Raw genomic sequence first — 11403 nt, 5'->3', positions numbered from 1 at the left:
GGCGTTGGGTCTGCTGCAGGCGGCGACGGCGGGGGGAGCGGGGGCGCAGACCCCGGCGGCGGCGGCCGCCCGACCGCCCCAGGCCCAGTGCGCGGCGGTGCGCGACGTCGATTTCCGGACGCTGGCGCGCGAGCAGGCCCGCGCCATGGCGGCGAGCCCTCCACGGACATCGGACATGCTGGACGTGGTGCGCATTCCCGACTGGGCGGCGCGGCGGCCGCCGGAGGACGCCCCGGTGGTGATCCGTGCCCGGATGCCGCCGGGCGGGGGGTACAGTTCGGATCACCGCTCTGTGGTGTGGCGCGAGGCGGACGGGAGCTGGTGGTTCTGGCGGCACAGCGTCAACGAGGGCCCGTCGCCGCCCCCGCCGATGCCGCCGAACTATGACGGCAGCTGGACCACCGAGGCGCTCAACGCCTGGGTGGCCGAGCAGCGCGCCGGCCGGACCACCGAGGAGATCAACTGGCCCCCGAAGGAGGGCCGCCTGTCGGCCCGGAAGGCGGCCGAGATGGAGGCGGCGTGGAGCGATCCCTGCCGCGCCTGGGATCCCGACTGGTGGCCGCATGACCTGCCGCTGAACCGGCGCATCAACGGCTCGCGCCGCCGCCTGTGCCCGCAGGACAGTTCGGCCATCATCGCCGACATGGCCGAGGCCGGCGGACCGCCACGGCGTGTGGGCGGCGCCTGCATCAACGGCACGCCGACCTATCAGATGATCCAGAACGCCGCCTACGCCGTCGGGGACCCCGCTCCCTAGTGTTTGCGTCCGAAAACCGCCGGACAGCCCCGCCGGATCGTGGCGAGGTTCGCCAACTTCCACGGAGTCCGCCATGACCGCCTTCCGCGACCTGCATCGTTCCGGCCTGCTGATCCTGCCCAACGCCTGGGACGGAGGTTCCGCAGCCTTGATGCGGGCGAAGGGGGCCAGGGCGATCGCCACGACCAGCGCCGGCGTGGCCTGGGCCCTGGGCTGGCCGGATGGGGACGCCCTGCCGGTCGATCGGGTGGTGCAGGTGTGCGTCGACGTGATGCGCGCGGCCCAGGGGTTGCCGGTGTCGATCGACTTCGAGGGCGGCTATTCCGACGATCCGGCCGCCGTCGCCGCCCAGGCGAAACGGCTGGTCGAGGCCGGGGCGGCGGGAATCAACATCGAGGACGGCGGCGGGACGCCGGCGTTGCTGGCCTCGAAGATCGCGGCGATCCGCGCGGCGGTCGGGCCGGACCTGTTCATCAACGCCCGCTGCGACGTGTGGCTGCGGGGCGTCGGCGAGACCGGGACGCGCGTAGCCGAGGCGGCCCGACGTGGAACCCTCTATGCGGCGGCCGGAGCGGACGGGCTGTTCACCCCGGGGCTGACGGACACGGCTGACATCGCGGACATGGTGAAGGCGACGTCCTTGCCGCTGAACCTGCTGGCCTTCCCGGGCCTGCCGGATGCGAAGACGCTGGAGGGGTTGGGCGTGCGACGGCTGAGCGCCGGGTCGGGCATCTGTGGCGCGACCTGGGGCCGGGCGGCGGCGCTGACCGCGGGGTTCCTCGCCGACGGACGGTCGGAGCCGTTGGGCGAAGGCGCGCTGGGCTGGGCGGAGGTCAACGCCCTGATGCCGGACGCCGGATGAGCCCGCCGGATCGCCTGATCCTGTCGTGGGTCGAGAGTCCGGTCGGGCCCCTGGCGCTCGCCTGCGACGAGGCCGGCGTGGTGCGCGGCGTCTCGTTCGGCGACGGTCTGATCAAGGCGATGCGGCGCGAATATCCAAAGGCGACCCTGTCGGACGGCGAGACCCCGGCTGCCGTGGCGCGCCAGCTGGCCGCCTATTTCGACGGCGACCGTGAAGCCCTGAACCGCGTGCCGTGGTCGCTGGAGGGCGCGGCCACCACGGGCTTCCAATTGCGCGTGTGGAAGGCGCTGGCCGAGGCGCCGGCGGGCGTGACCATCAGCTATGGCGAGATGGCGAAGCGCGCGGGCGAACCCGGCGCGGCCCAGGCGGCGGGCGTGGCCCTGAACCGCAACCCGATCCCGCTGATTCTCGCCTGCCATCGCGTGGTGGGCGCGGACGGTTCGCTGACCGGCTTCGGCGGCGGGCTGGAACGCAAGGGCTGGCTGCTGAGGCATGAGGGGGCGCTGCTGATCTGACGCTTGACTCCATGTAACCCATAGGTGATTTGTAACCTCAAGGTGACAACGCAACGGGGCGTCGACAATGGACGAGCGGGAACTGGCGCAGGCAGCGCGGAAGCGGAGCCGGAAATTCCGGTCGGCGATCGCATTGGCCGTCCTGGGCGTGGTGGCGACGGCTGTCGGCTTCGCGATCGGACAGGCGCGTAGCGGCGACGCCGCGACCGGCTGGGGCGTGCTGGCCGGGGTGGGAGCCAGTTGCGTGCTGGTCGGCGCCTGGCTGGCCTGGCTGAGCCGGCCCGGAGATCTGCGGTGGATAACAGAGGCCCCGCAGAATAAACGCGAGCGGCTGCAGACCTGGCGCTCGCGCCAGTTGCTCCTGCTCCCGCTGGTGGCGCTGATCTTTCTTTTCGTGGCCATTGAGCCTGTCCGCAACGTCGTGGCGGGCGAAGGCAGGCTGCGCGACTATCTGTCGATCCTGCTGCCCGTTCTCTACGGCTGGGTGACAGCCGCCGTCGCCATGGGCTGGGACGGATACTCGCGGCAAAACCGGCGCTTTCTTGAGGATGAACTGACGGTGGTGATCCGCGCGCGCGCCATGGCGGCGGCCTTCATGGTGCTGATGGCCGGAGCCACCGCGGCGCTGGCCCTGTTTCTGTTGCGTCCCGAGTTCGGCGCCATCGCCCTGATGGCGGCCGTCGCCGCGGCCGGGGCGACGGCCGGCGTCCGCTTCGCATGGCTGGACCGCGAGGCCGGTCAGGGTGGGTGATCCGCGCCTCGCCTCGCGTCTGAAGGAGGTGCGAACCGCCGCCGGCCTGACCCAGGCGGACCTGGCGGAACGGGCCGGCGTGTCGCGCAAGACCGTGAACACCGTGGAGAACGGCGTGTTCGTCCCCTCCACCCTGCTGGCGCTGAGCCTCGCACGGGCGCTCGGCACGACCGTCGAGGACCTGTTCTGGCTCACGGAATAGGGGCGCCGGTCCCGGCGCCCCTCCCGCCGGTTAGCGGCGCGCCTGTTCGACGCGGGCTTCCAGCTCGGCCCAGCGGCGGGTCAGATCGCGCAGTTCGAGGCGCAGACTGGCGGCCTCGGTGCGGCTGATCTCGCCGCTGCGCAGGCCGGCGGCGATCCGGGCCTCGATCTGCGCCCCGCGCGGGTCGGAGCCGTAGTTGTCGCCGGAGTCATAGCCGTCGTCATAGCCGTCGCCGACGCGGCGGTTCAGATCGGCCCAGCGGGCTTCCAGATCCTGCCGCTCGCGGGAATCGATGCCGTTGCGCTGATAACCGGTCTCCAGCTGCACCAGGGCGTTGAAGTCGGTCGTCAGGCGGTTGGCCTGGGCGCGTGTCAGGGTGCGGTTGCGGACCCCGGCGTTCACCCGGGCGTCGAACGCGGCGCGGCTCTCGGCCAGCGGGCGCCAGCCATCGTAGTCGTCGTCATAGCCGCCCTGACCGCCAGCCTGATAGCGGGTGGCGAAGGCGCGATAGCGTTCGGCCAGGTCGGACCGCTCCCGGGTCGTGACGCGGCCGTCGGCGGTATAACGCGCCTCAAGGGCGACCAGATCGCCGTATTCGGCGCTGAGGCTGGCGGCGGCCGAGGAGGAGATGGCGCCCGAGCGGACATCCGCGTTCAGACGACTCTCGAACTGGGTGCGGTTGGTGTTGAGCGGCCGGCGTCCGCGCGACCACTCGCTGTCCAGGGTGGAGGAGACGCCCAGCCGGTCGCCGAACAGGGCGCCGAGGATGGCGCTGATGGGGTCGGACTGGGTCTGTTGGCCGTATGGCGTCTGGCCGTAAGGCGTCTGGGCGGAGGCCGCGCCTGCGGCCAAGGTGAGGGCGGCGACCGAGGCCGCGAGAAGCTTGATGGAGGTCATGGGGGTGTCTTTCCGGGCGGGGGGTGTCCCTGTGCGGAAAGAACGGGATTCGGCGAGGAAGGTTGCGGTCCGATGCGCTCCCGTCCGCGAGTCAGGCTAGACCCCTGCTCATGACCGCCCTTCCCCTCCCGGAGCTCCTCCTGCTGCTGGCCGCCCTCGTCGCCGCCGGACTGGCGGGCGGGATCGTGGCCGGACTGTTCGGAGTAGGCGGGGGCACGGTGATCGTGCCGGCGGTCTTCTACGCCTTCGAGGTGCTGGGCGTCGGGGGCGAGGGCAATCTGCATACGGCGATCGGGACCTCGCTGCTGACCATCGTGGCGACCAGCTGGCGATCGCTCAGGGCGCACCGGTCGCATGGGGCGGTGGACGAAGCGGTATTGAAGACCTGGACGCCCTGGGTGGGGTTCGGGGCCCTGATCGGCGCGGCGGTCGCGGGGGTCACCTCCATGGAAGGGCTGGCCATCGTCTATGGCGTCTGCCTCGCCCTGATCGCAGCGCAGCTGGGACTGATGCCCGAGCGGTTCACCCTGGGGTCCGGTCTGCCGACCGGCTGGGCGCGGCGCGGACTGGGCAGCCTGATCGGCGGACTGTCGGCGATGATGGGGATCGGCGGCGGCAGTTTCGGCGGGATGATGATGACCCTGTGCGGACGGCCCATCCACCAGGCCGTGGCGACGGCGTCCGGGTTCGGCGTGGCTATCGGGGCGGCGGCGTCGCTGGGGTTCGTCGTGTTCGGCTGGGACGCCGCCGGCCGGCCGCCGTTCTCGCTGGGCTATATCAACGTTCCCGGGGCCATCGTGATGGCGGTGCTGACCACGGCGGTGGCCCCGTGGGGCGCGAAGCTGGCGCATTCGCTGGACCGGCGGGTGCTGCGCAAGGCGTTCGCGGTCTATCTGCTGGCTACGGCGCTGTCGGTCGTGGCGAAGGCGCTCTAGGGCCGCAGCGTCAGGCTGGCGGGCGTGGCGGTGAAGGCCGAGAGGCGGCCCAGATAGCTCATGCCGAGCAGGGAATGCGGCAGGCCGCGCTCCACCACCATGGCCTCGACGCGCTCGACGCGGGCGCCGGCGACGGCGACGGTCTGAAGCTCGACCGGGGCGGCGCGGACCGGGCCGGAGGCGGTGACGATCGTGCCCGAGAAGTCGTCGGAGGTGAGCTTCAGGCCCAGACGGGCGGCGTCGTTGCGGGTCAGGGCGACCACGCTCGAGCCGGTGTCGACCATGACGCGGACAGCGCGGCCCTCGATCAGGGCGTCGGCCCAGTAGTGGCCGTCGAGGCCCTTCAGCACCCGGGCCGGAGCGCCGTGGGCGGGCATGACCGCATGGACGGCGGGGTAGGTCGCCGCCTGGGCCTGACCGCGCAGACCGGCCTGATCCATCCACCAGACGGTGGTCAGGGCCGAGGCGACCGCGGCTGCCATGATGCCGAGAGAGGAAAGGTCGAAACGCATACGAACTCGTCCTGAAGCGCCGCTTCTGCGACGGCTCCGGTATCGCACGCTCCCGTTTGGATGCGGTGAAGGGGGATGGTTTGCGCCGGCTTAACGCCGCGGCGTCAGGCGGGGCCCAGAAGAGCGGGATCGACCCGGCCTCGCCGGCCGGGCAATTCCGCCATGATGGCGGCGCGCTGGTCGGGGGTCAGTCCGCTCCAGCCGCCGATTTCGGACAGGGTGCGAAAACAGCCCAGACACAGGCCGGACGCACCGTCGACGACGCACAGCTTGACGCAGGGCGTGACGGCGGCGGCCGGCGGGGTCTGTGGAGTTTGGGCGACAGTGGATGACATGAATAAGAAATATGGTCCGGTAGCGGAGTAAAAACTATTGCGTTTTTCGTCGACCTGAACTACCTTGACCATGACGCGAAACGACTATGACGGTGAGATTCCCGAAAAGCACGACGCGTCTCTTTTCATCGTTCCATCGAAAGGAGACGCCAGGATGAACGACAGAGACCGCAACCTCCAGCACGCCATGATGTCATTCGCCCTCTGGGGCGGGATGCTGGTCAACACGAAGAACAACAACGGGGCGGGCGACCGCGTTGTCAGCCACCCGTCGAACTTCGTGCCCATCAAGATCGAGAAGCGCCGCTAGGGCGCCGGGCTCGATCCCTGAAAGGCCCCGGTCCGAAAGGTCCGGGGCCTTTTCAATTGTCCTGTGACGCCCAGGTTGTTCGCACCCGGATGAAATCCATGCCAGTCTCTTTCGGGAGGGTCGGGCATATGCTGAAGCTTGAGGCGACGCTGATCGCGACGACGGCCGTGCGGCCGCGGCGGGGCGGCTGGTCGCCGGACCACGGGATCGACTTCATCGCCTCGGACCCGGGCCGGCGAACGCTCGTCGTGATCCTGGCGGAACCGGGGCGGGCCGTGGCGGCCGAGAAGTCCTGTTTCCTCGACGAGGATGATATCCTGTCGCCCGGAACGACGGTCGTGCGGCGGTACGTCAGCCTGGCGACCCGGGCGGCCGAGGCCGCGGCCCGGGATCATCCGGACGTTCCGCTGACCCGGGCCTGGTCCTCGCTGGCGCGCAAGGCCCCGGGATCCTGACATTGCGGCGGCGTCGCGCTTGCGGCACAGCGGAACCATGACCCTGATCCGCCGAGAACGCCGCGCGCATGTTGAAATCTGGACGCTGGACCGGGCCGACCGGCTGAACGCCCTGCCGGACCTGGAGGACGGCGAGGCCTTCGCCGTGGCCTGCGAGGGGGTGAATGCGGACCTGGATGTGCGTTGCGTGGTCCTGACCGGGGCGGGGCGCGCCTTTTCCGCAGGCGGCGATCTGAAGGCGATGAAGGACCGGCGCGACATGTTCGCGGGCGCCGGCGCCGACATCCGCGAGCGCTATCGCCGCGTGGTGCACCGGATCGTACGCTCGCTGTACGGGCTGGAGGTTCCGCTGGTGGCGGCGGTGAACGGGCCGGCCATGGGGCTGGGCTGCGACATCGCCGGACTGGCCGACATCCGCATCGCCTCCGAAACGGCCAGCTTCGGCGTGCCCTTCCTGAAACTGGGCATACTGCCGGGCGACGGCGGAGCGTGGCTGATGCCGCGCAACATCGGCTATGCGCGGGCGGCCGAGATGCTGTTCACCGCCCGGACGCTCGACGCGCGGACGGCGATGGAATGGGGGCTGATCAGCCGGGTGGTCGCGCCTGAGCGGCTGATGGACGAGGCGATGGCGATCGCAGAGGACGTGGCGACCCGTGCGCCCCGGGCCCTGCGCATGACCAAGGCCCTGCTGCGTCAGGGCCGGGACGCGACCTTCGACCAGATCCTGGAGATGACCGCCTCGATGCAGGCGCTGGCCCACCTCAGCGACGACCATCTGGAAGGCGTGACGGCGGCGCTGGAGAAACGCCCCGCGAACTTCACCGGCCGCTGATGGGGCGCAGGCCGAAGGTCAGGGCGAACATCAGCAGACAAACGGCGCTGGACGCCGCGAGGGCGAACCCCGGCGAGACATCGAGCGCGAGGGCGTAGGCGGCGGGCGCGGCCGCCTGCAGATAGCGGGCCGGGGTCAGGATCATGGCCTGCCGCACGGCGTAGCGGTCGGGGCCGAAGACATGCAGCGGCAGAACGCCCGAGGCCACGGACAGCAAGCCGTTGCCGGCCCCCTGCCCGACCGCGACAGCGGCCGCGAGGCGCGGCCCTCCGACTGCCGCCAAGGCGGCGCCCAGGGGATGCAACAGGGTCGCCAGCCGGGCCGTCGCCACCGGATGCGAGCGGTGCAGGACGACCAGATCGAACAGGCGGGCGCCGATGGCGCTGGCCGCCATCAGGCCGGCGGCCCAGGCGGCCCGGTCGAGGTCCATGCCGAGATCGGCGAGCAGCCGGGGAAGATGCGCGCCCATGGCGGTGGAGACGAACCATGCACAGGCGAAGACGCCCGCCATCTGCGCCATCCGCCGGTCCCATCGGACGGGCGCGACCGGGACGGAGGCGTGACCCTCCTCCGGGCGCGGTCGCTTCGGCAGAACGGCCAGAACGAGGGGCAGGCAGACGGCCAGATGGGCGAGCGCCCACATCAGACAGGCGGCGCGCCAGTCCCAGGCTTGGGTCGCAAGACGGCTGAGCGGCCAGCCAACCCCGCCGCCCAGGGCGCCGATCAGCGAGACGGCCGTAATGGATCTGCGGGCGGCGGCGCCGCGCAGCTCGACGAGCACTGAGAAGGCCGTGCCATACAGGCCGATCGCCATGCCGACGCCGAGCGCCGCGATCCCTGTCAGCAGAAGCCAGGGCGCGGGAGCCGATCCCATCATCAGCAGCGCCGCCGCGAAGGCGACATGGGACGCGGCGAGCAAGACCCGTCCGCCGCGCCGTTCGATCAGCCGCCCGGCCCAGGGCGTCAGGACCGCGGACAACAGGAAGGCGGCCGACAGGGCCGCGAACGGGGCGGAGGGGTTCAGGCCGAGGTCCTGCGCCATCGGGTCGGCGAGGACTCCGAGCAGATAGTAGCTGGAAGCGAAGGCGACGACCTGGCCGAGACCGAGGGCCGCGACGATGGCGAGGGTGCGTGGGACCATGGCGCCCGATGCCCGGCTTGCCGCCCGCCGGAAAGCGACATATCGAGCACGGCATGTTCGAAAAACTCACACCTCGAAGACCGCTGCCGTCCCTGAACGGACTGCGGGCGTTCGAGGCCATGGGGCGAACGGGCGGCGCCACCCTCGCCGCGGCGGAGCTCTGCGTCACGCACAGCGCGGTGAGCCGGCAGGTGAAGATGCTCGAGATCTCCCTCGGGGTGCGCTTGTTCGAAGGACCCCGCCACCGGTTGCGGTTGACCGCCAGGGGCCACGCCCTGCTGGCAGGACTGAGCCCGGGATTCGATGCGCTGGACGCGGCGGTTCACGCCGTGCGCGGACATCAGGACGTGCGGCTGGCCGTCCATCCCAGCCTCGCGGTGAAATGGCTGATCCCCCGATTGGCGGATTTCGAACGGCGGCATGAGGAGGTCGTGCTGGACCTCAGCGAACTGCCGCCCCACGCCTCGCGCAAGCGCGGTGCGGACGTGTTGCTGCGCTACCTCGACGCGGCCGCCCTGGACGACCCGTCGGTCGACGTACTGGTGAAGAACCTCGTCGGACTGGTGCATGCCCCCGGGTTGGCTCCGGAGGCCGTGGCGACTGCGCCGCGCCTGACTGCGGCCACCCGGGCCGAGGCCTGGGCGGAATGGTCCACCGCCAGCGGACGAGCGACCCCGTCCGGTCCCGCCCGGACTCTGACCCATCTGCACATGGTGCTGGACGCCGCCGCCGCCGGTCTGGGCGTGGCCGTCCTGCCGTGGACCATCGTCGCCGATGACGTGAAGGCAAGAAGGCTGACCGCGCCATTCGGTTTCGTCCCCGATGGTGGCGCGCTGGCGGCGATCCGCATGAACGGCGCCGCGAACCGGGGCGAGCGCGTCCTGATCCGCTGGCTGCGCGAACAGGCCGGAGCGAACCCGCCGGTCGGCGCCTGACCTCCGAAACCCCCGGCCGGGCCGGGGCGTTGCGGAGAAAGTCCCGGCGCCCGGAGGTCCTGATGGCTGTCGTATCCCACCGCCGCGTCGATGTCGGCGGCGTTGATATCTTCTACCGGGAGGTCGGTCCTCCGGACGCTCCGGCCGTTCTTCTGCCGCACGGCTATCCCTGCTCGTCCTACGAGTTCCGCAACCTGATGACCCGACTCGGCGACCGGTGGCGGCTGCTGGCTCCGGACTTTCCGGGATGCGGCTACAGCGCCACGCCGGATGGCTTCGCCTATGACTTCGACGGGTTCGCAGCCTTTCTGGAAGCGTTTCTGGGACAGCTGGGCGTCGAAAGGTTCGCGCTCTATCTCCATGACTTCGGCTCGCAGATCGGCCTGCGGCTGGCGATGAACGCACCCGGTCGCATCGCCGCCCTGATCGTCCAGAACGGCGACATCTACGAGGATCAGCTGGGGCCGGACTATGAGCCGCTCAAGGCCTTCTGGAACGACCCCACGCCGGAGCGGAAGGCGGAACTGGGAAAGGCGATCAGCCTGGAAGGTTATCGTCGCGAGTTCCTGAACGGCAGCGACGCCGTCGTCGACCGGGTTCCGCCGGATCTGTGGACGCTGCACTGGTCCCTGACCGACGCCCGGCGCAAGGCGATCCACCTTCATGTCATCGCCGGCCTGAGGGAAAACCGGACATGGTTCACCCGCTATCAGGCCTATCTGCGCGACCACCGGCCGCCGACGCTGATCGTCTGGGGGCCGAGGGACGGCTACATGCCAGCGGGCGCGGCGCGGGCCTGGCTGCGTGACCTGCCCGACGCCGAACTGCACCTGTTCGAGGACGCCGGGCACTGGCTGCTGGAAACCCACCTGGACGAGGCCGCCCCGCTGATACGGGACTTCCTCGGCCGGGTTCACTCAAGCGGCGACTAGCCCGCCTTGGCCGGGGCGCGCATGGCGCGGGCGGCGGGGACGCCGGCCGCGACGGCGCGCGGGGCGCCCGCGGTCTGGCCCGGCTTCATGAACTTGACCAGCACCCTCTGGCCGATCAGCAGCGGCGCGTCGCCAGCAGTGACCACCACCTCGACCACGCGTTCGTCAGAGCGCTGCGAGGGATCGTCCGAAGCCAGCTTGCGGGCTCCGAAGACAGCGGCGCGGCGCAGGACCGCCCCGACATAGACCTTGGACGGATCGCCCTCGGGCGTGATCTCGACGGCCTGTCCGGGGGTGATGTTGGGGATGTCGCTTTCGACGATCTCGGCGCGGGCGATGCGCGGCGCGTCGGGCTCGAGGTCGAACATGTTGGAGACGTTCAGGGTCGAGGCGCCGGCGCCGGGGTTGGCGTAGCGGCGCACGATACGGCCTGACTGGGGCGCGCGGATCACGGTCAGCTCGACATCGTAGGCGGCCTGGTCGCGGCGGGCGCGGGCGGTCTGGACCGCCGCCTGCTGTGAGGCGAGCCGGGCCTGGGCCTGGGCGATGGCGTCGCGGGCCTGATCCATGCGCTGGGCGGCGACGAAGTTTGTGGCGACCAGCTGGGCGAGGCGGTCGTATTCACGCTGCGCCGTGCGGATGTCGACCTGGATCAGACGCAGCTGGCTTTCGGCCTGGGCGACGTCGGCGTTGGCGCTCTGCAGGGCCAGACGGGGTTCGTCGTCCTCCTGACGGGCGAGGATCTGGCCGGCGACGACACGGTCGCCCTCCTGCACCATGACCTCGCGAACGACGCCGCCGCGGCGGGCGGCGATCTGGATGATCCCCCCCTCGATATCGACCTTGCCATTGGCGATGGCCGCGTACGGGCTCTCGATCCTCTTCTGGGCGTTGGCCTTCTCTTCCTCGGCCTTCTTCTCCTTGCCGGCGCCCTGCAGGACGTTGAAGCCGACGACGAGCGCGACGATCAGCACGAGGCCGATCCAGAGCCATTTGTTCTTGAGGAAGGCGGGCATGTCGATGGTCCTT

Annotated in this window: 16 protein-coding genes; 11 read left to right on the top strand and 5 right to left on the bottom strand. The window is 70.8% G+C overall.

The annotated features are described in order from the left end of the window. From VN378_RS12685 to VN378_RS12665, 5 genes are all read left to right on the top strand, one after another. Positions 1-757: hypothetical protein (locus VN378_RS12685; protein WP_325743941.1), on the top strand; the 757-nt coding region annotated here is incomplete at its 5' end. 73 nt (positions 758-830) lie between these two features. Next, positions 831-1619, top strand: coding sequence for an isocitrate lyase/phosphoenolpyruvate mutase family protein (locus tag VN378_RS12680; RefSeq protein ID WP_325743940.1), 789 nt, complete (start codon positions 831-833; stop codon positions 1617-1619). After that, entirely contained in the window at positions 1616-2134 is a 519-nt protein-coding gene (locus VN378_RS12675; protein ID WP_325743939.1) for a methylated-DNA--[protein]-cysteine S-methyltransferase, read from the top strand. Before VN378_RS12680 ends, VN378_RS12675 begins: the two co-directional genes overlap by 4 nt. A gap of 133 nt (positions 2135-2267) precedes the next feature. Further along, entirely contained in the window at positions 2268-2885 is a 618-nt protein-coding gene (locus VN378_RS12670) for a hypothetical protein (RefSeq protein ID WP_325743938.1), read from the top strand. Then, a complete protein-coding gene (locus VN378_RS12665; RefSeq protein WP_325743937.1) occupies positions 2878-3087 on the top strand; it encodes a helix-turn-helix transcriptional regulator in 210 nt (69 codons plus the stop codon). Before VN378_RS12670 ends, VN378_RS12665 begins: the two co-directional genes overlap by 8 nt. Before the next feature lie 30 nt (positions 3088-3117). On the opposite strand, the gene VN378_RS12660 is transcribed toward VN378_RS12665, so the two are convergent. After that, positions 3118-3984 carry a hypothetical protein gene (locus VN378_RS12660; protein WP_325743936.1) on the bottom strand — a complete coding sequence of 289 codons (867 nt, stop codon included), beginning with the start codon at positions 3982-3984 and terminating at the stop codon, positions 3118-3120. Between the two features lie 110 nt (positions 3985-4094). On the opposite strand from VN378_RS12660, the gene VN378_RS12655 reads away from it, so the two are divergent. Then, entirely contained in the window at positions 4095-4919 is an 825-nt protein-coding gene (locus VN378_RS12655; RefSeq protein WP_325743935.1) for a sulfite exporter TauE/SafE family protein, read from the top strand. On the opposite strand, the gene VN378_RS12650 is transcribed toward VN378_RS12655, so the two are convergent. Together VN378_RS12650 and VN378_RS12645 are read right to left on the bottom strand one after the other, a co-directional pair. Continuing rightward, entirely contained in the window at positions 4916-5431 is a 516-nt protein-coding gene (locus VN378_RS12650; protein ID WP_325743934.1) for a TIGR02281 family clan AA aspartic protease, read from the bottom strand. The two genes, VN378_RS12655 and VN378_RS12650, sit on opposite strands and share 4 nt — an antisense overlap. A gap of 104 nt (positions 5432-5535) precedes the next feature. Beyond that, complete coding sequence (locus tag VN378_RS12645; protein WP_325743933.1) at positions 5536-5766, bottom strand: DUF1289 domain-containing protein; 231 nt, start codon at positions 5764-5766, stop codon at positions 5536-5538. Positions 5767-5920: 154 nt separating this feature from the next. Here VN378_RS12645 and VN378_RS12640 point away from each other — a divergent pair, with 154 nt between their 5' ends. The 3 genes from VN378_RS12640 (at position 5921) to VN378_RS12630 (ending at position 7366) form a co-directional block, all read left to right on the top strand. Then, entirely contained in the window at positions 5921-6076 is a 156-nt protein-coding gene (locus VN378_RS12640) for a hypothetical protein (RefSeq protein ID WP_200943601.1), read from the top strand. A gap of 98 nt (positions 6077-6174) precedes the next feature. Beyond that, positions 6175-6531, top strand: coding sequence for a hypothetical protein (locus VN378_RS12635; RefSeq protein WP_325743932.1), 357 nt, complete (start codon positions 6175-6177; stop codon positions 6529-6531). 37 nt (positions 6532-6568) lie between these two features. After that, positions 6569-7366, top strand: a complete 798-nt coding sequence (locus VN378_RS12630; RefSeq protein WP_325743931.1) for a crotonase/enoyl-CoA hydratase family protein — start codon at positions 6569-6571, stop codon at positions 7364-7366. Here VN378_RS12630 and VN378_RS12625 read toward each other — a convergent pair. Next, positions 7353-8507, bottom strand: coding sequence for an MFS transporter (locus VN378_RS12625; RefSeq protein ID WP_325743930.1), 1155 nt, complete (start codon positions 8505-8507; stop codon positions 7353-7355). The genes VN378_RS12630 and VN378_RS12625 overlap by 14 nt on opposite strands. A gap of 53 nt (positions 8508-8560) precedes the next feature. On the opposite strand from VN378_RS12625, the gene VN378_RS12620 reads away from it, so the two are divergent. Beyond that, positions 8561-9442, top strand: a complete 882-nt coding sequence (locus tag VN378_RS12620) for a LysR substrate-binding domain-containing protein (RefSeq protein WP_325743929.1) — start codon at positions 8561-8563, stop codon at positions 9440-9442. A 62-nt stretch (positions 9443-9504) separates the two neighbouring features. After that, the gene (locus VN378_RS12615; RefSeq protein WP_325743928.1) at positions 9505-10374 is read left to right on the top strand and encodes an alpha/beta hydrolase; all 870 of its coding nucleotides are present in this window, start codon (positions 9505-9507) and stop codon (positions 10372-10374) included. Here VN378_RS12615 and VN378_RS12610 read toward each other — a convergent pair. Further along, complete coding sequence (locus tag VN378_RS12610; RefSeq protein WP_325743927.1) at positions 10371-11390, bottom strand: HlyD family secretion protein; 1020 nt, start codon at positions 11388-11390, stop codon at positions 10371-10373. The two genes, VN378_RS12615 and VN378_RS12610, sit on opposite strands and share 4 nt — an antisense overlap. Positions 11391-11403 lie beyond the last annotated feature (13 nt).

Source organism: Brevundimonas sp., from assembly GCF_035561115.1.
Taxonomy (GTDB): Bacteria; Pseudomonadota; Alphaproteobacteria; order Caulobacterales; family Caulobacteraceae; genus Brevundimonas.
This window is presented reverse-complemented; position numbering and strand designations above follow the sequence as displayed.